This window comes from Paracholeplasma vituli (assembly GCF_025446935.1).
Classification (GTDB): Bacteria; Bacillota_I; Bacilli_A; order Acholeplasmatales; family UBA5453; genus Paracholeplasma; species Paracholeplasma vituli.
On record NZ_JAOEGN010000012.1, the window covers coordinates 42,895 to 63,899 of the forward strand.

General features: G+C 37.3%; 18 protein-coding genes and 2 tRNA genes. 18 read left to right on the top strand and 2 right to left on the bottom strand.

Features of this window, described 5'->3' with window-relative positions; genetic code table 11:
- The 16 genes from hprK (at position 1) to N7603_RS06780 (ending at position 15,453) form a co-directional block, all read left to right on the top strand.
- Positions 1-939, top strand: a complete 939-nt coding sequence (gene hprK, locus N7603_RS06700; protein WP_262096644.1) for an HPr(Ser) kinase/phosphatase — start codon at positions 1-3, stop codon at positions 937-939.
- Positions 932-1,894: a prolipoprotein diacylglyceryl transferase gene (gene lgt, locus N7603_RS06705; protein WP_262096645.1), complete on the top strand. Its 963-nt coding sequence runs from the start codon at positions 932-934 to the stop codon at positions 1,892-1,894. The genes hprK and lgt overlap by 8 nt, the downstream gene beginning before the upstream one ends.
- Positions 1,891-2,523, top strand: a complete 633-nt coding sequence (locus tag N7603_RS06710; protein ID WP_262096646.1) for an HAD-IA family hydrolase — start codon at positions 1,891-1,893, stop codon at positions 2,521-2,523. The genes lgt and N7603_RS06710 overlap by 4 nt, the downstream gene beginning before the upstream one ends.
- On the top strand, positions 2,524-3,438 hold the full coding sequence (locus N7603_RS06715; RefSeq protein WP_262096647.1) for an NAD(P)/FAD-dependent oxidoreductase: 915 nt from the start codon (positions 2,524-2,526) through the stop codon (positions 3,436-3,438).
- Positions 3,439-3,440: 2 nt separating this feature from the next.
- Positions 3,441-4,376, top strand: coding sequence for a DNA-binding protein WhiA (gene whiA / locus N7603_RS06720; RefSeq protein WP_262096648.1), 936 nt, complete (start codon positions 3,441-3,443; stop codon positions 4,374-4,376).
- Positions 4,373-4,729: a holo-ACP synthase gene (gene acpS / locus N7603_RS06725; protein WP_262096649.1), complete on the top strand. Its 357-nt coding sequence runs from the start codon at positions 4,373-4,375 to the stop codon at positions 4,727-4,729. Before whiA ends, acpS begins: the two co-directional genes overlap by 4 nt.
- A 75-nt stretch (positions 4,730-4,804) precedes the next feature.
- Positions 4,805-5,383 carry a hypothetical protein gene (locus N7603_RS06730; RefSeq protein ID WP_262096650.1) on the top strand — a complete coding sequence of 193 codons (579 nt, stop codon included), beginning with the start codon at positions 4,805-4,807 and terminating at the stop codon, positions 5,381-5,383.
- A 45-nt stretch (positions 5,384-5,428) separates the two neighbouring features.
- Complete coding sequence (locus N7603_RS06735; protein WP_262096651.1) at positions 5,429-7,606, top strand: Tex family protein; 2,178 nt, start codon at positions 5,429-5,431, stop codon at positions 7,604-7,606.
- A gap of 121 nt (positions 7,607-7,727) precedes the next feature.
- Positions 7,728-7,820: transfer RNA gene (locus N7603_RS06740), tRNA-Ser, on the top strand.
- 27 nt (positions 7,821-7,847) lie between these two features.
- Positions 7,848-7,923 (top strand) — tRNA-Glu (locus tag N7603_RS06745).
- Positions 7,924-8,891: 968 nt separating this feature from the next.
- Complete coding sequence (locus N7603_RS06750) at positions 8,892-9,446, top strand: GAF domain-containing protein (RefSeq protein WP_262096653.1); 555 nt, start codon at positions 8,892-8,894, stop codon at positions 9,444-9,446.
- Positions 9,447-9,640: 194 nt separating this feature from the next.
- Positions 9,641-11,179, top strand: a complete 1,539-nt coding sequence (locus tag N7603_RS06755; RefSeq protein ID WP_262096654.1) for an ABC transporter substrate-binding protein — start codon at positions 9,641-9,643, stop codon at positions 11,177-11,179.
- A 50-nt stretch (positions 11,180-11,229) separates the two neighbouring features.
- Positions 11,230-12,159 carry an ABC transporter permease gene (locus tag N7603_RS06760; RefSeq protein ID WP_262096655.1) on the top strand — a complete coding sequence of 310 codons (930 nt, stop codon included), beginning with the start codon at positions 11,230-11,232 and terminating at the stop codon, positions 12,157-12,159.
- 12 nt (positions 12,160-12,171) lie between these two features.
- Positions 12,172-13,062 carry an ABC transporter permease gene (locus N7603_RS06765; protein ID WP_262096656.1) on the top strand — a complete coding sequence of 297 codons (891 nt, stop codon included), beginning with the start codon at positions 12,172-12,174 and terminating at the stop codon, positions 13,060-13,062.
- Between the two features lie 4 nt (positions 13,063-13,066).
- Positions 13,067-14,524 carry an ATP-binding cassette domain-containing protein gene (locus N7603_RS09005; RefSeq protein ID WP_305071990.1) on the top strand — a complete coding sequence of 486 codons (1,458 nt, stop codon included), beginning with the start codon at positions 13,067-13,069 and terminating at the stop codon, positions 14,522-14,524.
- Positions 14,521-15,453, top strand: coding sequence for an ABC transporter ATP-binding protein (locus N7603_RS06780; RefSeq protein ID WP_262096657.1), 933 nt, complete (start codon positions 14,521-14,523; stop codon positions 15,451-15,453). The genes N7603_RS09005 and N7603_RS06780 overlap by 4 nt, the downstream gene beginning before the upstream one ends.
- A gap of 126 nt (positions 15,454-15,579) precedes the next feature.
- Here N7603_RS06780 and N7603_RS06785 read toward each other — a convergent pair whose 3' ends face one another.
- A complete protein-coding gene (locus N7603_RS06785; RefSeq protein WP_262096658.1) occupies positions 15,580-15,873 on the bottom strand; it encodes a hypothetical protein in 294 nt (97 codons plus the stop codon).
- 85 nt (positions 15,874-15,958) lie between these two features.
- Positions 15,959-17,482 carry a hypothetical protein gene (locus tag N7603_RS06790; RefSeq protein ID WP_262096659.1) on the bottom strand — a complete coding sequence of 508 codons (1,524 nt, stop codon included), beginning with the start codon at positions 17,480-17,482 and terminating at the stop codon, positions 15,959-15,961.
- Between the two features lie 354 nt (positions 17,483-17,836).
- Here N7603_RS06790 and N7603_RS06795 point away from each other — a divergent pair, with 354 nt between their 5' ends.
- Both N7603_RS06795 and N7603_RS06800 read left to right on the top strand, forming a co-directional pair.
- The gene (locus N7603_RS06795) at positions 17,837-18,094 is read left to right on the top strand and encodes an alpha/beta hydrolase (RefSeq protein ID WP_262096660.1); all 258 of its coding nucleotides are present in this window, start codon (positions 17,837-17,839) and stop codon (positions 18,092-18,094) included.
- 152 nt (positions 18,095-18,246) lie between these two features.
- Positions 18,247-20,949, top strand: coding sequence for a hypothetical protein (locus N7603_RS06800; protein WP_262096661.1), 2,703 nt, complete (start codon positions 18,247-18,249; stop codon positions 20,947-20,949).
- The last annotated feature ends 56 nt before the right edge of the window (positions 20,950-21,005 follow it).

Below are 21,005 nucleotides of genomic sequence, written 5' to 3' on the forward strand. Positions count from 1 at the left end.
ATGAACGGCATTAAAGTAATACATTTAGTCAAAGACAATCAGTTATCCATCCTAGCAGGAAATCAAGGACTTGAGAATTATATTTACGAAGATATGATTTCAAGACCAGGGATTGAACTCGCTGGGTTTATGGATTTCTTTGATGCGAAACGTGTCATTTTGATTGGGTCTAAAGAAAATTCGTTCTCGAATTTATTCTCATTAACCCTACAAGAAGAACGTATTCGTGATATTTTCAGCCATCGACCACCCGCAGTTATCTTTTCTGTGAATGTCGATGTGTCACCACTATATATCCGCTTAGGCGATGAATATGGCATTCCGATTCTCAAATCCAATTTGAGAACCACCGCGCTCAACTCAAAACTCTATTCCTATCTTCAAGAAAAACTCACTGAACGTAAAACAGTTCACGGGGTGTTAATGGATATTGGGGGATTGGGTACACTGATTATTGGTAAGAGCGGAATTGGTAAGAGTGAAACCGCACTTGAACTGATTAAGCGTGGGCATATCTTGATCTCCGATGACCGAGTCGATGTATATCAAAAAGATGTCGGTATCCTAATTGGTCAAGCGCCAAAGATTCTCGAACGCTATCTTGAAATTAGAGGCATTGGTATTGTCGATGTCGTCTCGATGTTTGGGGTAGGTGCTTACCGCGAAACGAAGAAAATTCGCTTGGTGGTTGAATTAGAAAAATGGGAAGAAAATAAATACTATGACCGTTTAGGCTTAGATTTAGAAACGACCAAGTATTTTGACACCGAAATTCCAAAAGTAACGATTCCTGTCTTACCCGGTAGAAACGTCGCGACGCTTGTCGAAAGTGCTGCGATGAATGAAAAATTGAAATATATGGGGTATCACGCGGCGTTTAACTTAACACGCGAAATCACCCGACATATGAAAAAACAGGAGGAGAATCACAATGAATAAAGTACTCGAACATATTAAGAAACACAAACGTAACTATAGTATTGTTTCAGCAATGGTCGCTTGGTTTGTATTACTATTATTAATCGCTACACGCGGTAGTGCACCTTACGATTCCGCTGCGATTTCTTTTAGAGGTACCGATTATGTACAATGGTACGCAGTTTTTATCCTAACAGGGATTGTATTCGCAGCCATTTTAGCTATGGAAGAAGCTGATTTAATTGGTGTTAAACGTGACGATATTTACGATGGTTTACTCTTCGCTGTACCTTTAGCGATTGTCGGAGCACGCTTATACTATGTGATTTTTGACCCGAACGGATCTTATGATAGCATTTGGGATGTTTTAGCCATCCGAAATGGTGGTTTAGCGATTCATGGAGCAGTCATTGTAACACTCGTATTCATCATCGTATTCACTAGAATTAAGAAGTTATCCATATGGAAGCTACTTGATTTACTCGCACCTGGTTTCTTAGTTGGCCAAATCTTAGGTCGCTGGGGAAACTTTATGAATCAAGAAGCGAATGGAATCGCAACCACACGTGATTTCTTAAGAAACACCTTAAAATTACCAAAGTTTATTGTTGATAACATGTACTTCTTTGATTCAAACGTTGGTGAAACCAATTACTACCATCCAACCTTCTTATATGAAGGCGTATGGAACTTCTTTGGTTTAATCCTCATGCTGGTCCTTAGAAGAAGAAAAGGTTTAAAATCAGGTGATTTGATTGGTGTTTATTTAATTTGGTACGGAATTGGTAGAGCGGTCATCGAACAGTTCTTAAGAACAGACCCACTCATGTTAGGTAATACCGATATCCGAATCAACGTGTTGAATTCAATATTATTGTTCGTTGGCGGCGGAATCGCGTTATTGGTATCTAAACGCATTTTCTTAAAAGACCTTCCAGATTATGTCGATACCATTACACCGAGGATTTTCAAATGATTGATACCGTTTTGTTTGACTTAGACGGTACTCTCATTGATTCAAACCGCTTAATCATTACCGTATTTAAATACGTATTTGAAACTGAACTCCCACAATTCAAATTAACACATTCAGATTATGTCCGTTTTATTGGACCTACCCTCAGTCAGAGTTTGGTGAATTACGTTTCAGACGAACAAGAAATTCAAAGGTTAATCCAAGTATATCGTAAGAAAAATATAGAACTACACGATACCTTTGTGAAGCCTTTTGATGGGGCGTTACAACTCTTGATTGAACTCAAAAAAAGAGGTATTCAAACCGGTGTGGTTTCTTCAAAAATGCACTTTCTCGTTGAACGTGGATTAAAGGTTACAGGATTACTACCGTATATTGATATCATCATTGGTATGGATGACGTGGTCAATCATAAACCACACCCAGAGCCCATTCATAAAGCTTTAAGTCTATTCGATGATTTTGAGGATGCTATATATGTAGGTGACCATCCGAATGACATCCTTGCAGGAAAAGCGGCTGGGATAAAAACGATTGGGATGAACTACAGCTGGAATTTAGAAGATTTAAAAGCAACACAAGCAGATTATTATTTAGATTCACTCATACAAATTTTAGAGGTGATATAAATGGTTGATTTAGTGATTATCGGTGCTGGTCCTGCAGGTTTAACCGCAGCCATCTACGCGATGCGTGCGAATTTGAAAACTGTTATAATTGAAAAAAGCGCTCCAGGGGGACAAATTGTTAACACTGGAGAAATCGAGAACTATACGGGATTTACGAAACTCTCTGGTGGAGACCTGGCTTTGAACATGTTTAATCACGCGATGTCTTTAGGTGTGGATTATGCTTATGGCGATGTCGAATCTGTAATAAAGAAAGACAACATATTCCATGTGAAAACTGAAAGTGAAACCTATATTTCTAAAGCCGTTATTGTCGCGTCCGGTATGATTCAAAGAAAACTTGGATTAGAACACGAAGAGATGTTATCCTCAAACGGGATTAGCTGGTGTGCCATCTGTGACGGACCTATTTATAAAGGTGAAAATGTTGTTGTGGTTGGTGGTGGGAATAGCGCTGTCGAAGAAGCTTCATACCTCTCAACCTTGGTGAATCATTTAACGATTATACAAAATCTACCGCATTTTACAGCGGATAAAAAAGCGATTGATCACCTCATGAAACAACCCAATGTAACAGTGATTTTTAATACTTTAGTGACCCGTTTTGTCGTTGAAGCAGATAAGATTACAGGGGTTGAAGTCACCGATAACGATACTAAAGAAACCCAAATTATCCCATGTAAAGGAGTCTTCGAATACATCGGATGGCTACCTAATACGTATATGTTAAAAGGCTTAAATATCACCAATCCTTGGGGATACATTGAAGCCAATGAAAAGATGGAAACCGCGATACCAGGGCTTTTCGCAGCCGGTGATGTTCGCGTTAAACAAATCAGACAAGTCGTCACCGCTACCGCGGATGGTGCGATCGCAGTACAAAATGTTTTAAAATATTTAGAAGCTAGGGATTAATTATGTCATTTGCTAGAACGGTTAAAGATGAGATTGTTAAAATCCGAACGGATGCGAAAGCACAACTCGCTGAGTTATCTGCACTACTTCACTTAAATACAGATATCCATCTGACGAGTGAAGGTGTCCACTTAGAATTTCACACAAACAACCCATCCATTGCGAGAAGGTTTTTCGTTTTAATTAAAAATATGTATGAAGCAAAAACGGAAATCATCTCTAAGAAAACCATGAAGCTAAACAAGAAAAGTGGTTACTTAGTATTGGTTAAAAGTCATGTGAATAAGATCATGGATGAACATTCAATGGTGGACCAAAACGTTATGGAATATGAATTTTTAACCGAAACAGACGAAGAGAAAAAAGCGTATTTAAGAGGGGCATTTCTCGCCACGGGGTCAGTCAATGATCCAATTAAACCTACATACCATCTAGAGTTATTTGTCATGAATAAAACAGACGCTATATTTATTCAAAGGTTAATGAATCACTTTGATTTGAATGCAAAAATAACAAAGCGCAGACAAGGATTGATTGTCTATCTAAAGGAATCAGAAGCCATCAGTGCCTTCTTAAGTGCAATCGGTGCGTTTGAAGCGGTCTTCAAGTTCGAAGATGAACGCATTAAACGCGACTTCAATAACTCCATTAATCGTTTAATCAATATTGAGATTGCTAACGAGAAAAAAACCATTGAGGCTGCGAACGATCAACTCGAAGATATTGAATTGATCAAAGCGAATAAAGCCTTAGGGACTATTGATTCAAAGCTTAAGGATACCATTCGATTAAGAGAAGCTTATCCAGAAGCTTCATTATCTGAGTTAATCGAAAAGTATGAGGAAGAAACCGGTCAGAAGATATCAAAATCAGGAATGAATCATAGACTCATGAAAATAAAAGCCTTAGCAGAATTTATTCGGGAGGGCAAAAAATGATGAAAACCGGCATCGACTTAGTCGAAATCGAACGTATTGAAAAAGCCTTCAGTGAGGCATTTGTTCAACGCATACTTGCACATAAGGAACTAGAATATTTTCATTCAATCCATAATGAACATAGAAAAATGACTTTCTTAGCGGGGCGATTTGCAGCTAAGGAAGCTCTGTTCAAAGCATTAAAACAAGGCGATTTAACTTTGAACTTTAAAGATATTTGCATCTTAAATGATGCACATGGTGCACCTTACTTTGAAGCATTTCCTAATCGAGAAAGGTATCATTTAGAGTTAAGTATTTCACATACAGACCACTACGCCGTGGCAATCGTCTTACTTGAAATAAAGGAATAATTACCATATTCTATAATCAACTTGTAAGAACTCTGTATTTTTTGTATAATATCATAGGAATGAGGAGAGATTAACATGCCGCGCGTTACAAATACAAAGAAACCAATTGAAAAGAAATCAGCTAAATCAGCAGTTAAAAAAAGCAATAAAACCAACAAAATCATTCTTTTTTCAGTATTAGGTGTTTTATTAGTCGGATTAGGTGCACTCACTTATTGGATTATTGATACTTATATATTAAAAGAATCTGAACCAAACTATGAACGATTCGTTGATGTCGAATCCATTAAACCAATCACTTTAGACAATTATAAGTGGTTACTTGGAGACAATGAAGAAGATGCTTTAACCGGTGTAAATCATAATGTTTATGTTTACATTTATAATGGGAATTTCAAGGAATGCACCGTGTGTGAATCCTTAGAAAGTGCTGTTATCGAAGCCGCAAACGCTGCAGCTGAAAAAGGCTATTCCTTCTATGTTATTGACTACAATGACAAAGATAATAAAGGATTAGTTGAATACATTCAAGGTCTATTCTTACCAAACAGACCTGCGCTTATTCATATCGAAGGCGAAGCTTTAGCATCCGAAAATGCAATTTCTACTAGCCCAACAGCCATTTTATCAGTACTAAACCAAATCAAAAATTAAAAAGGGCGAATAAGCCCTTTTTGTCCGAAAAAGGTGGAATAAACTATGGATCAATTATTAGTAAAAGAAATAGCGAATACGCTGTCAATCAAGGAAAAACAAATTGAATCGGTTTTAAATTTATTGGATGAGGGAAATACGATTCCATTTATCGCACGTTACCGTAAGGAAGTTACTGGTGGCTTAGATGAAGAACAAATCAATGAAATTCACAAGTCCTGGGAATACGGTGTTAACCTCTTAAAACGTAAAGAAGATGTCATCCGTTTAATTGAAGAAAAAGGGATGATGACCGATGAACTTCGAAAAAACATTCTAAATTCTACTAAGCTTGTCGAAGTGGAAGACTTATACCGCCCGTATAAGGAAAAGAAAAAAACAAAAGCAACTGAAGCCATCGCGATGGGTTTAGAGCCACTCGCGAAACTCATATTAACGTTCCCAAATCAAATCGATTTGAATGCGGAAGCGAAGAAGTATATTAACGATCAAGTCCTTACTATTGAAGACGCATTAACCGGTGCTAAATACATTATTGCTGAACAAGTGAGCGACAATGCAGATTACCGTAAAGCCCTCCGTGTTGAGATGGAAGTCGATGGTTTAATCACTTCGAAAGTGAAGAAAAACGGCGAACAACTCGACGAAAAACACACTTACGAAATGTATTATGATCATGTCGAAAAGGTTTCAAAAGTTGCACCACACAGGGTGTTAGCGATGAATAGAGCCGAAGATGAAAAAATCATATCGATATCTATTGACAGTAACACACCTGCTATGTTAAAATATCTCGGTTCAAAAATTCTAACCAATTTAAACTCACCTGTGGTACCCGTTGTAGAGGCTGCGATAGAAGACGCCCTCAAGCGTTTAATCTATCCAAGTTTAGAGCGTGAAATACGTGCTGACTTGACTTCTAAAGCAGAAGATCAAGCCATCGAAGTGTTCGCGATGAACTTAAGAAATCTCCTCTTACAAAGACCAATGAAGAATAAAGTTGTGCTTGGCGTTGACCCAGCATACCGTACTGGTTGCAAACTTTGTGTGGTCAACGAACAAGGCACAGTCTTGCAAAAAGGTGTCATCTATCCACACGAAAAGTATAAAGGTGAAGAACACATTGAAGACCGCGTAACCTTATCTGAAAAGATTATCAGACAGTTTATTGCGAAGCACAATGTGGATATAATCGCAATTGGTAATGGTACTGCTTCAAGAGAAACCGAAGCGTTTATAGCGGAATTACTCAAAAAGTATGATTTACAAACGAGATATGTGATTGTCTCTGAAGCCGGTGCTTCGGTATACTCAGCTTCTGAACTCGCAAGAGAAGAATTCCCTGAATATTCCGTTGAAGAACGCAGCGCAGCTTCAATTGCACGTCGTTTACAAGATCCACTATCGGAACTCGTTAAAATCGATCCAAAATCGATTGGTGTTGGTCAATATCAACACGACGTATCCCAAAAGAAACTCTCAGAATCTCTAGATTTTATTGTAAGTAATGCAGTTAACCAAGTCGGTGTGAATGTCAACACAGCGTCTAAGTCACTACTTACCTATGTATCTGGATTAAATAAAACGGTATCCGAGAACATCGTGAAATACCGTGACCAATTTGGCGCGTTTAAATCACGCCAAGACATTAAAAAAGTTCCTCGCTTAGGGGACAAAGCGTTTGAACAATCGGTGGGGTTCTTACGCATTGTGGGTGGCGATGAAGCGCTCGATATGACCGCGATTCACCCTGAATCTTACGCCACAGCAAAACAGATCATGATCAAATATCAGATTACACCAGACCAATTTGGTAAACCTGAATTAAAGAAGGTCATTGATCAGATCAATCGTGAAGCTCTACAAAAAGAGTTATCGGTTGATAAATACACCTTAAACGATATATTAGATGCATTTATTGCCCCTCAAAGAGACCCAAGAGACCAATTTGACGCACCAGTATTAAGAAACGACATCCTTCACTTAGAGGATTTGAAACCTGGTATGATGTTAGAAGGAACGGTCCGAAATGTTGTCGATTTCGGTGCGTTCGTAGATTGTGGTTTAAAAGAAGATGGTTTAGTCCATATTTCGAAACTCTCCAAAGGCTTTGTCAAACATCCTAAAGATGTGGTCGCCGTTGGAGACATTGTAAAAGTATGGGTATTAAGTGTAGATGAAAAACGAGGTAAAGTCTCTCTCTCCATGATTGAGCCTCGATAAATAAACAACATAAAAAAAGCACAAACTCTCCAGTGCTTTTTTTATTTTTTGAGTTTGAAAAAAAACCACATATTTGGTTGACACAAGGACAAAAATAGGTTATCATATAATAGCGCATTCTGGAGTAGTACTCAAGAGGCTGAAGAGGCGCCCCTGCTAAGGGTGTAGACGGGCCAAAACTCGTGCGAGGGTTCAAATCCCTCCTGCTCCGCCACTATGCGCTTTTATTATGTATTATTATGGCCCGTTGGAGAAACGGTTAACTCACATGCCTTTCACGCATGCATTCACGGGTTCGAATCCCGTACGGGTCACCATCTTTATTCGAATCAGTCTATCACATACAGTGATAGGCTTTTTTTGTCCTTTATAAGATCTAGTACTTTTGTATAGGTCTAATATCTACACCGTAAATGAATATTAAATTCGTTAGAGTCCAAATTAGTGAATGCAGCGCTTGTTTTTATTAAGAGTCGAACCCCCAACCAGGCGGAAAATGGCGGATGGTTATGTGTTTATAAACCTTTTTATGCTGACTGGATGATAGTGTAATAGAACTTCAATAGGTGAAGATTGAATAGGGTCTAATCATGAAATAGAGTAAACGTCAAAAATGTACACCCCAGTAATAGCAGAACGCGAACGGTACATCATTAAGCATTTTGAATGTAAATAGGGCATTCCCAACTTAACGGCTTTTGGAACGGTATTAGTCGATTTGAATTACTTTTGTTATGACGTGATCATGTGATTATCCACTTCAAATCCTAGATGTCTTTTGAGAATTCATTCTCAAAACACTAAGCGATAATATACTGTTGTGTTTACTAAAAAATCTCTAATCTGAACTCAAAAAGTTCGCTTGGTGTAATTGAAAAATTTCCACATTATCAGAAGCTCAAAGAGATACACTTAATCTAATCGTTGTATTCTGTAAGACGCCAACAGCTTCTAGTACAATCGTTATTAAAAGCATTCAAAGATAAAGATTGTAATTAGTTATCCTTTCTTAAATTAACCATCCATAAAAGTGATGATATTGGCTAGATTAAGCCGGTATCGTCTCTATTTGAAACATGGTAATTTGTTTTACATTACAGCAATTAACTAAAATCGATCATATCGTGAGATTATTCGGATTACTAAAACATTCATAAGATTCAATACTACGGCACATAAGACTTATTTATGATGCTCAAGAACTAACTATCTGAAAAGCATATCAATATTTTCTAAATGAAGCATTATATTTATATAATAGACGAATGACTAAGAGGGCAATTCTTTGAAAATAAACAAACAAACGATTTTATCCTACCATAATTTCAATGCGTTATCGAATGACGTTATTGAACTAGCCAAAGAAATCATGCCTGATAAAGTCATTTATATCAATTTTTTAAATGAGGCTGTTCAAGTTACTATGAGGGTTTCAAAACACAATACGAATGTCAATGTTAAAGAAGGGATTACAATTCCGATTGAGGATGCTATTTGTAATCAAATTAATTATCCATCAGGCAAACCATTGATTTTGGAAAACATCAGAGAGAACAGTTTCAACGAAAAAGTGAATAAAACTATTGAAGATTGTAACATTGGATCGTATTTAGGTATCCCAATATCGTTTAAAAATGGGGTTCGTTTTGGCACACTATGTGCCGCGCATCACGATCGAAGTCACTTCGAAGACAAAGATGTCGCGCTGCTCACCAATATTGCAAAACTATTTTCATATTATCTAGATTTAGAACATATCGCCTATAAAGATGCTCACACTTTGAAATTGTTTAGTAGTTTTATAAGGATTCAAACTGCTCCAAAAAGTACGATTAACTAAATAATTATCGATATAACCCAGTAATAAAATCGGGTTATGTTCTTTACTATTGTGTACTTTTATTAATCAATCACTATTTGACATGCTACATAAAGTAAAACGTTTTCATTCTTAATTATTTCAAGATTAGATTGACAAACGCCCGTTTAAACTAGATAATAGGCCTTAAATATCATCAAAAAGGAGAGAATATGATGAAAAATAAGAAGTGGATTATCCTTGTAATGGCATTTGCTTTTACATTATTGGTTACCGCATGTGGATCTGGTGGCAGTCAAGATACATTGGTTGTCGCTAATGGCGCAGACCCCGTTACATTTGACATTCAGAAGACGAATGACCAAGCAACGACACGTGTTGCAAGACAGATTTATGAAACACTTGTTTTTCAAAATGAAGAACTCGAGTTATTACCTGGGCTTGCTTTATCGTGGACAGATATTGGTAATAACACATATGAATTCGTATTAAGAGAGGGTGTTACCTTCCACAATGGAGAGTTGTTCGATGCATATGATGTTGAGTATACGATGAAACGCGCATTAGCTTCACCAACGATCGCGCATATTGTGGGTTCAGTAGACGTAGATAAAATTGAAGTTGTAAGCAAATATGTCATTCGAATTGGGACTAAAACACCATTTGGACCATTTATTACACACATGGCGCATCCTGCGACTGCTATTTTAAATCAGAAAGCTGTTGAAGATGCAGGCGAAGATTTTGGTACGAACAGTGCTGTAGGTACTGGACCATTTAGATTTGTTGAATGGGTTTCCGGTGAGAAAGTTGTCCTAGAACGTTATGAATCGTACTGGGGCGATAAGGCTAAAGTCGCTAAGCTAGAGTTTAGAACCATCCGTGAATCTGGCGTTAGATTAATCGGACTTGAAAATGGTGAAATCGATATTGCTTATGATATTTCACCAGCCGACATCGCAAGCGTTAAAGCAAACAAAGATTTGACATTGATCAATACACCTAATTTAGGTGCTGAATACTTAGGTTTAAATCAAGCTAGTAATGTTTATTTAAAAGATAAAAATGTGAGAAAAGCGATTGCTCATATCATGGATGTGAATTCAATCATTCAAACCGTTTATCAAAAAGTAGGCACTCAAATGAGCGGTCCAATCAACAGCTCAGTATTTGGCTATAACAGTGCGTTACAACCTTATGCTTATGATGAAGCATTGGCTCAACAATTCTTATCGCAATCGCCATGGCCAACAGGCGGATTTACCCTTAAACTATATGTAGGGGATAATAGTGCGGAACGTATCGCAGTTGCGCAAGTCGTTCAAGCTCAGTTAGCTAAACTCAACATTACAGTTCAAATCAATCAATTAGAATGGGCTGCGTTCTTACAAGAAACGGCTAAGCCAGCAGAAACTACACAAGCCGATTTATTCTTGTTAGGTTGGACGACAGTGACTGCAGATGCTGACTACGGTCTATTTCCATTGTTCCATTCACAAAGTTCACCTTCTGCAGGAAACCGTGTATTCTTTAGCAATGCTCAAGTAGATGCTTACCTAGAAACAGGACGTAATTCTAGTGACCAAGCTGTCAGAAGAGCTGCTTATGAAGCTGCACAAGTCATCATTGCAGATGAATTGCCTTGGGTATTTTTACAAACTCGTGAAAATGTCTCCGCAGTATCCAAAAATGTTGTAGGATTTAAACATCATCCAATGGGTAGTTACTTCCTTGCGGGTGTATCCAAAAAATAATCTATGGAGAATGGGCCTAAAAAACCCATTCTTTTTAAAAAGGTGGTTAAATGAACAAATATATAATTAAAAGAGTATTGTGGCTCCTACCTATTTTGATAGGGGTGTCCTTCATTGTCTTTACCATCATGTATTTATCACCAGCCGATGCAGCTGTGATGATTTTAGGTGAGAATGCATCCCCAGAACCTTTAGATCAATTGAGACAAGAAATGGGTTTATACGACCCATTTTTGGTTCAATATTTTAGGTATGCTAGCGATGTGTTTTTACGATTTGATTTAGGGCGATCATACTTAAATAACAGATCGGTATTAGATGAAATACTGATTCGATTACCAAACACCATTATTCTAGCAACCTTAAGCATTACATTTGCAGCAATAATTGGCATTCCATTAGGTGTACTAGCTTCCAGAAAACCCAATAAATCTGTTGACAACGCAACGATGGTCTTTTCTTTATTGGGGGTATCGATTCCAACATTCTGGCAATCCTTAATCTTAATCATCGTCTTTTCACTCACCCTAAGATGGTTCCCATCCGGAGGATTTGACAGAATAGATCAAATGGTATTGCCGGTGATTGCACTTTCTACATCATCGATTGGATCGATTGCACGGATTACACGCTCAAGTATGATCGATGCTTTAAATCAGGATTATATTAAGACTGCCTATGCAAAAGGCCTTTCTGTACGTCGCGTCATTTATGACCACGCATTAAAAAATGCACTGATTCCAGTTGTAACCATTATCGGGTTGCAGTTTGGCGCTTTATTGGGCGGTGCCGTATTGACTGAATCCATTTTTAGTATCAATGGGTTAGGCGTGCTGATGGTGAATGCAATTCGACAACGTGATATCATGATGGTACAAGGCAGTGTATTGTTTGTAGCGTTTGTGTTTACGTTAGTAAATCTGTTTGTAGATATTATGTATGCGTATATCGACCCTAGAATTCGCGCACAATATGAATAAGGAGGCTGTTTTATGCGGTTAAGAAAAAAACAACAAATCGAAGCCATCGCGAAACTGCCGATGACACCTTTTAAGGAGATTTGGTCATCACTTAAATCCAATAAGCGCTTTATGCTAGGCGCGATTGTCATTACCTTGCTGGTATTTATGACCTTATTTGCAGATTTTATTGCACCATTTGGGATGAAAGCACAAGACCTAAACAATGCACTACAACGTCCGAATGCAATACATTGGATGGGAACAGACAATCTAGGTAGAGATGTATTTTCTCGTGTAATTTATGGGGGAAGAACATCTTTAGTCATTGGATTATCAGCCGTATCCATAGCGTTAATTGTCGGTGGGTCATTAGGCATTTTAGCCGGTTATTATAAAGGTAAAGTCGATATTTTCATCATGCGTTTATCGGATGTGTTACTTTCCATTCCTTCGATTTTATTGGCAATTGCCATCGTCGCTTCATTTGGGTCCAGTATGTTTAACATGATTGTTGCGATATCCATTGGCAGTATTCCAATTTTCGCCAGAATTATCCGTTCAAGCGTATTATCTTTAACAGAAAAGCAATTCATCGAAGCAGCACATGCTTTAGGTTCTTCACATTTTCGAATCATTTTGAAACACATCTTACCCAACGTCTTGTCAGCCATCATTGTCCAGTCCAGTTTAGGAATCGCTACAGCAATCTTATCAGCAGCTGGATTAGGGTTCATTGGATTAGGATTAGAAGCAAGTGTGGCTGAATGGGGATTGATGTTATCATCTGGGCGAGCGTATATTAGAACCCATACATTTTTGACCATTTATCCTGGTCTTGCCATCATGATTACCATCCTAGCATTCAACATGGTAGGCGATGGGATTCGAGATGCATTAGACCCGAAATTGAGAGAGAGGTAAGGCTATGAGCAATCAAAAAGTACTACTTTCAATTAAAAACTTACAAAAATATTTTCCAATCAAGAAAAGTCATCCTTTTCAAGTCAGAAAAGAATACGTTAAAGCCAATAAAAATGTGACAATCGATATTTATGAAGGTGAAACCTTAGGGATTGTCGGTGAATCTGGATGTGGAAAATCAACTTTAGGTAGAACCATCATCCAGCTACAAAGACAAACAGGGGGTTCTTCCTTGTACTATGGTGTTCACATTGATGACTGGATGCCACGATATGTCAAAAGGGTCTATCAGTCATTATCGAAAGTATCGAAATCTTACGATCAAGACCAGGCCTTGTTGAAAGAATTAAAAGCGAATCGAATCGATGAAGCTTCTTATGAAACCTATCGACTCAAGAAAATTGATTTTGAGAACAAGTATTACAATACATTTAGACTGATTGGGGGATTGGCTACCTACGATAATCTAGATGAAATCAGTCGAATCTTATTGAATCGATACCATCATTTAAAGAAACATTCGAGATTAAAACAAATCTTGGATTTTGAAGTCGAAAAACTAGCCATCAATCCGAAAGCCAACTCAGTCAAAAAACAACGGATTGAGTTGGCTTTACAAACATCTCAAAAAGATGTTGATGCCATTGAAGCACAAATTGAAGGTATTCGACAGCGTTTAAAACAACAGCCAAAGTTTGAACTATACGAACAGTTTAGGGATACAGGGATTGATTTATCCGCATTAACTAAAAGAGAACTACGAGGACTCAAGAAGGATTTACAAATTATTTTTCAAGACCCGTATTCCTCACTTGACCCACGACAAAAAGTCTCCGATATTATTGGAGAAGGGCTATTAATACACAAATTCTTCAAGTCTAAGCACAATAAGGGTTACCAAAATTATGTATTAGATATGATGGAAAAGTGTGGTTTGGATAAGCAATATAAGAATCGATACCCTCACCAATTTTCTGGAGGACAAAGACAACGAATTGGGATTGCAAGAGCATTGGCTTTAAAACCAAAATTCATTGTATGCGATGAAGCTGTGAGTGCACTAGACGTTTCAATTCAGTCACAAATCATCAACTTACTCCAATCATTAAAACAAAGCGATCAACTAACCTATATGTTTATTACCCATGACTTAGGGGTTGTTCGGTACATATCTGATCGCATTGGTGTCATGTATTTTGGCAATTTGGTAGAATTAGCCCCAGCAGAAGAACTCTTTAATAATCCTATGCATCCCTATACAAGACAACTATTAAATGCGATTCCCGCCTATGAAGATGAGAATAGCCAATCCGTTGTATGGGACATTCAATATGAAACGGATGCATTTTTATTTAACTATGAAAAAACAAAAGAAGCAGATCCGGATTGGGTAGAAGTCTCTCAGGGACACTTTGTGGCATGTAAACTAAAAACCATGAAAGAAACAGGTGGCTTGGTATGAGTCTATTAAAAGTTGAAAATTTGCATACTTATTTTGAGACCAGAAATGGATTGGTTAAGGCTGTCAATGGGATATCATTTAGCTTAGATGCTGGAAAAACTCTGGGTATTGTAGGTGAATCAGGTAGTGGTAAAAGTCAAACTGCCATGTCCATCATCCAACTATTCAGTCAAAATCAAAAAATTTATGAAGGCAAAATTACATTTAATGGCGAAGTCATTTCCGAATACAGTCAAAGAGAACTCCAAAAGATTCGTGGAAATGATATATCAGTCATTTTCCAAGAGCCTATTTCAAGTTTAAACCCTGTATTAACCGTAAGTCGGCAGTTATCAGAAGTACTCATGATCCACCAAAATATGTCAAAACAAGCTGCCATTAAAAAAGCGTATGAGATGTTACAAATTGTTAAAATTCAAAATCCAGACCGTGTGATGAAAGCTTACCCACATCAATTATCTGGTGGGATGAGTCAACGGGTCATGATTGCGATGGCTTTAGCTTGTAATCCAAAACTATTGATTGCGGATGAACCAACTACCGCACTCGATGTCATCATCCAAGCAGAAATTTTAAGATTAATGAACGAATTGAAGCATACGTATCAAACGTCGATCTTATTCATTACCCATGATTTAGGGGTGGTTTCTAAAATGGTCGATGATGTCATCGTCATGTATGGCGGTAGAATCGTTGAAAGTGCGCCAGTGAAAACAATCTTTAAGAATGCCAAACACCCGTATACCAAAAAGTTACTGGCAGCTTTTCTAAAGACAGACATTGCACGTAAAGATTCGGTTCAATCGATAGATTTGTATGAAGCTGAAAATGAACTGTTTGATTTTAGATTATATAAAGAAAATGGTTCAGTAGATTTAGATTTTTATGAGGTAGAACCGTGCCATTTTGTGGCGTGTACACTTAAGTAGAAAAAATAGACTTTCTTGGAATCCCAAAAAGTCTATTTTTTGTTATTTATTAGGAAATTGTATTGATGAGACAAAAAAAAGACAAAAGTGAAAAAACCTCGATGAGGTTAAATAAGATTGAGTTATCTATTTAGAATCGATGAGTTTGCTATAAATGTCTAAAGGCACAAATTGAAGCTTTCTACAGTGAGGACAAGTATCTAAAGGATAAGGAGACTTTTCTAATTTCATATACTCTGCATAAAGTGCGAAATTGACTCTTAAAGCGAAGTGACAATCCAAACATTTCATATCGACCATAACCTCAGGGTTAGGTTGATTAATGAAAGACAAATAAGACATTTTAGGACCCGGAATGAGATCCTGATCGATATTATCCGAATAAGCACGGTATAGATTTTGTTTTTGAGCAGACGTCATTTTAATTTGAATGGTATTAAAGAACTTAGGCCTCTATGATTAAAAAAAGGTATGAACCATGAGGTTCATACCCGGTTTCTTAATATTAGTTAGCGAATTGAATGTTCGTAATGACGATTGTACCAGAGGCACCAACAACTGTATTGAATACAACAAGAAGGTTAATCGCATCCCTTTGGGCTTCTGAAAGTGTAGAGATATCGAATGTAAATACTTGTGATTCACCAGTAGCGGTAACGGCCTCTTCTTTAGCAACACCAGGTCCTTCAACTTTGAATTTGTATTCTTGACCGGATACGCCTGTGAATGTGAATAAGATTTTAGTCTTAGTTTGATCGAAATCAACGACTTGAAGCTTCGCATGGTTATTCCACCATTCAGTTGGTGTATTGGTGTATGTTATGGTCACTGTAGTACCTTCTTTAGCAACAGTCACTGCACCAGCAGTTTGCCATTGTGGTTCAGTCGGTTGAATAAATGGACCATATTCCCAAGTTTTAACGACTACAGAGCCTGCTGCATCTTTAGTTTTAACAAATAGGATGATTAAGTTAAGACCATTTCTTTGGGCTTCTGTCATTAAACTTAAGTCTAACGTAATAGTTTGTTCTGTACCATCAGCAACGATTGCTTGTTCTTTATTGACACCACCGCCTTCAATCTTGAATAGGTATTCGTGTGTAGCCACACCGGTAAAGGTGAACTTCACGGAGTTCTTCGTACCGTCAAAACCAATGATTGGAAGTTGAGCATTGTTTTCCCACCAGTTTGTTGGTGTTGCAGGGTAAGTGAATGTCGCTTGAGTTTCGTTCTGTACAACGGTGAAGTTATAACCAGTCCACTCAGGTTCTTCAACAACAAGGGTGTCGCCGTATGTCCAATCGTTAACAACTACAGTACCAGAAGCACCGACAGTTTGAACGAATACAACGATTAGGTTAAGACCATCTCTTTGTGCTTCAGTCATTAAAGTTAAGTCAAGGGTGATCGTTTGAAGTGTACCATCCGCGATGATTGGCGTTTCTTTATTGACGCCGCCACCTTCGATCTTAAATAGATAGGTTTGAGTAGCTACACCAGTGAAGGTGAATTTGATTGAGTTCTTTGTGCCATCAAAATCTTTAATTTCGAGTTGAGCGTTATTATTCCACCATTGTTCAGGTGTATTTTCATAAGTAATAGTAACGTTATTTTCACCATTTTCCACAGTCAAGCCGTAACCTTTCCATTCAGGTTCTGGTTCAACATAAGCTTCATCACGTACGGTAATTGTACGTTCTTTTGTGCCTACGACAGTACCAACAGCGACTCTATAAGTAATCTTTATAGTACCACTCACCGTCGTATCGAGCATGTGAGTAGCGGAAATGGTTGCAGTAGAGGTATAAGTAACCTTATCTGTATATTCCTTATAATCGTTACCGACAGCGGTAACGCCACTTAATACGTTGAACTCTGAACCAAAATCAATCGTAACATTGTCATTAAAGAAAATGTGAAATTGAGTGAGTTCAGGATCCTCTACAACTGGAGGTTTCTTCTCGTCACACGCGACTAAGAAAATTCCAACAAAAAGAGTTAATACTAATACAAACAAACGTTTTTTCATTTTTCCTCCTAGAATTATATAAAAAGTCTGTAATGCCAATACGGAATTAAAACGCATATTTCACAACCCTTCTAATTGCTTTATATAGTTTAAACCGTGTATTCACGATTAAGAACCCATAAAGAAATCGATTTCCTTGTGTTTAAATAAAAATGATGTTTCCATAGATCAACTCGTAATCATATATACTACATCAGACAGCTTGTATTCATAGTTTCATTATAGCATAATATTTTTGTAAAGAAAACGTTTACTTTTTAAATAAGTCAGCATTTTTTCATCATAGTTACATAAGATACCATTATTAAGTATGTGTATATAATTAAGGTGAATAGAGTAAGGAAGCCTTTTGATATGGAAAAACTAATAAAAATCATTAAGCTTATCGGTAAAGTGCTCATCACAGCTGAATTCGATAAAGTATTGAATCGAAATAGTCTAGCAGACAGTACGTCCAAATTACCGAGTGATTATGTAGCTTATGAAATCATCGGTGGGAACCATGCACAGTTTGGATGGTATGGTCCTCAAAAAGGGGATGGCACAGCTACGATTGATACCAAAACACAACAAGACGTTGTGATCACACACATCCTTAGATTTATCGAATAACCTCAAATTTGTGGAATTCCTAATCACCCGACAAAGCCGATATGTAGGACAGCAGTCGGGTTTTTATGATTCATGAATAAACACTATGGAAAATTTATTAATTAAATATAAATAGTAGCGTGTTATAATGGGGTTGAAAGAGAGGATGCTTTATGTCATACAAACAATTCATTTTATTCTTTTTTCTATTCATAGTTTTAGTTGGGTGTAAACCGAATAGTACTGAAGACCCAATACCGCCTGATGATGAGGAAGAAGTAATTGAACCGATAAAATACAAATATAACTACCAACTACATATGTCGAACTATCAGGATCTTATAGAGATTAGTACGACACCCCTACTTTATCAAGATGGCGATCAATATGTTGAGGTTGAAGTGAAATTAAAGAGTGAAGATGATGTGGCAGATTCAATTGTCGTTTATTTTAAAATCATCACATCGAGCAAATTTTTCCCGAACGATCCTTACAAAGAGACGGTCTATGAATTCACGTTTAGTGGTAATGATTCCTATACCTATAGCGCCCGTTTTTCTGCCTTTTTAGAGTTTGAAGAACTCGTCATTACGAATGTTTCTGGACAACTCAAATCCAATCAAGAGTACGGACCTACCGATCCCTATGAAGAGAGTGTTCGCTTAAAAACAGTGTTAGAAAACGAACTTGAAACCGTACTCCACGAAGATTTAAAGAAGATCAACATCTATCAAACCATTCAAATGAAGTCCCCGTATTATACCCAAACCTTGACGACAGCTACGAATATTGACTTAGAATCTTTTTATTATTCTACAACTGTCAATCAAACAGCTGGAACCATTATTACACAACAAGATGAACAGTATTATGTCTATCAATTAATAACTCATGACTATCAACCCTATCTTCAACTGGTGGGCATCTTAGATGATCTCTCCACGATAGAAACGGATTCAAGTCCAACCTTTGACTTTAAGGATACATGGTTTTATTCCTTTAACAAGGACGTCTATGGTATTGAAGCTAAATTAGGCGACATTATTGGTATGGCTATAAAAGATGAAGACGTCATCCATGAAATGTTCAGTACCGAGGATTTGAACTTAAAAGTCAAAATGGAAGTCACCATAACGAATGAGCGCGTCACATTAAATATTACCTATCGAATGAGCCAAACTGACGTCACCATTAAAACCTACTACAATCCGAATCGCGCTGACCGTATCAACATGAATTCGATTACGAAAGTCCCAATGAACTCGCCATTATTCCTAACCGAGTACACCAATATTACCAGACCTCTATCCAAACAACTCTATATCAGTGAAGTACCGAACTATTATTTAGTGCATTTAGAAGCAGGTGCGTACGCATTTCAAAACCCGGACGATATGACACTAGAGTTCTTTGATACCTATTTAAACCCAGTTACACCAGTTAAAGACCCTAGATTCAATTTTCAAACCAAAGTAAAAAATGTGTACTTTTTTGAAAAAGGCGATTACCTGGTCAAAGTATCCTACCGTGCTGTTAAAACTTTTGAATATTCACTACAGCTTTTAGCCTTAGATGAAACCTATGAAAGTATCATCGATATCGAACACCCGATTGAGATTAAAGCGTCTCCGATTGAAGTCAAAATCGAGGGGTATTATGACTATGTCTTAGCTCGATTTGTTTCGGAAGATGAAGGTTTATTGTTACTTAAGAGCGATGTCCCATTTGAAGGGATTGTGTCTACACTCGATACCGATGGTAGAATCCTAACCAATCGTGTACTGAAAGTAGATCAAGGTTTTGTTATTTTCCTTTATCCAGGTGAAAACAATATTTTATTCGAGTATAAAAACAAAATTGAAAAGGTCAACTTTACGCCTGAAGCACACGGCGTTCGTTATCAAACCGGGGATACTCTACCCACTGAGTTCCAAAGTGAGTTTGTGGTATCAAGACCATATGAAGATGTATTTTTAGCCTTTGAGATTGCTGAGCCCTCGATGGTCAACTTTGAACACCTTATAGATCCGGTTTTAGGTAAAACTGGTGCAAGCAACTATCAAATTTGGAGAGAGAACAAGAACGGTATACTTGAACTAGCTCAGTCGTTCTCGATGACGGATTCTAAAGAAATGTACTTCCCAATTGGTCGTTATTCGATTCGTGTATTCGGATTATCAAGTATCAAACTAAAAGGTACCATCACACCAGCTACACCAATTACACAAGCGACGATTGAACTACCAATACTTAATCAAATCGCTTTATACGATGGTAATCCATCTACATATGAAAAAACGTATGTTCAATACCCATCAGAAACATTACAAATTGATTTTAGTGTAACGGAAACTACGTATTTATTTGTGGGTACTCCATACAACTTAGAATATAGTCTAATGGACTCATCCAATAGAACCATTAACTATACGGCACAAAAAAACAATCAAATCTATAAGTTAAGCCCAGGTGCTTATCGCATAATTCTCCCTGAAAACGAGGACTTATGGGCTAAAGACATTAAACTTGCATTACTCAGTATTACAGACCCTATTGTACTAGCGGACGATAATTTCAATGATTCAAATCAACTTTTAGATTTGGAGTTTGGGATAGATTACACCTTCACAAAATCATATCGATCAGACCATGAAATTCTCACGTTTACCTTAGAAGAAGCATCGAGAATTAAACTCATAACTACTATGCAAATTTATTATGTTATTTTGAATGATCAGAATGAGAGAGTAGCTTCAGGCTATCAAACCAAAGAGTACGATTTTGAAGCAGGCACATACATTGTTTTAATCAACTACATGTCTGATACCAGTGTAGGTAAGAGTTTTACATTTAGTATTGGTTATGTTGAGGTATAAATTTTGAAGAAAACCTATATTTCCATGGATGTGTCTTAACTCAATTCAATATCAAC

Bases quoted from the DNA above. Each gene is read 5' to 3' on its own strand.
- N7603_RS06780 (WP_262096657.1), top strand. From the start codon at position 14,521: ATGAGTCTATTAAAAGTTGAAAATTTGCATACTTATTTTGAGACCAGA.
- N7603_RS06715 (WP_262096647.1), top strand. From the start codon at position 2,524: ATGGTTGATTTAGTGATTATCGGTGCTGGTCCTGCAGGTTTAACCGCA.
- N7603_RS06755 (WP_262096654.1), top strand. From the start codon at position 9,641: ATGAAAAATAAGAAGTGGATTATCCTTGTAATGGCATTTGCTTTTACA.
- N7603_RS06795 (WP_262096660.1), top strand. From the start codon at position 17,837: ATGGAAAAACTAATAAAAATCATTAAGCTTATCGGTAAAGTGCTCATC.
- whiA (WP_262096648.1), top strand. From the start codon at position 3,441: ATGTCATTTGCTAGAACGGTTAAAGATGAGATTGTTAAAATCCGAACG.
- N7603_RS06730 (WP_262096650.1), top strand. From the start codon at position 4,805: ATGCCGCGCGTTACAAATACAAAGAAACCAATTGAAAAGAAATCAGCT.
- N7603_RS09005 (WP_305071990.1), top strand. From the start codon at position 13,067: ATGAGCAATCAAAAAGTACTACTTTCAATTAAAAACTTACAAAAATAT.
- N7603_RS06760 (WP_262096655.1), top strand. From the start codon at position 11,230: ATGAACAAATATATAATTAAAAGAGTATTGTGGCTCCTACCTATTTTG.
- N7603_RS06800 (WP_262096661.1), top strand. From the start codon at position 18,247: ATGTCATACAAACAATTCATTTTATTCTTTTTTCTATTCATAGTTTTA.
- acpS (WP_262096649.1), top strand. From the start codon at position 4,373: ATGATGAAAACCGGCATCGACTTAGTCGAAATCGAACGTATTGAAAAA.
- N7603_RS06765 (WP_262096656.1), top strand. From the start codon at position 12,172: ATGCGGTTAAGAAAAAAACAACAAATCGAAGCCATCGCGAAACTGCCG.
- N7603_RS06710 (WP_262096646.1), top strand. From the start codon at position 1,891: ATGATTGATACCGTTTTGTTTGACTTAGACGGTACTCTCATTGATTCA.
- N7603_RS06790 (WP_262096659.1), bottom strand. From the start codon at position 17,482: ATGAAAAAACGTTTGTTTGTATTAGTATTAACTCTTTTTGTTGGAATT.
- N7603_RS06785 (WP_262096658.1), bottom strand. From the start codon at position 15,873: ATGACGTCTGCTCAAAAACAAAATCTATACCGTGCTTATTCGGATAAT.
- N7603_RS06735 (WP_262096651.1), top strand. From the start codon at position 5,429: ATGGATCAATTATTAGTAAAAGAAATAGCGAATACGCTGTCAATCAAG.
- lgt (WP_262096645.1), top strand. From the start codon at position 932: ATGAATAAAGTACTCGAACATATTAAGAAACACAAACGTAACTATAGT.
- hprK (WP_262096644.1), top strand. From the start codon at position 1: ATGAACGGCATTAAAGTAATACATTTAGTCAAAGACAATCAGTTATCC.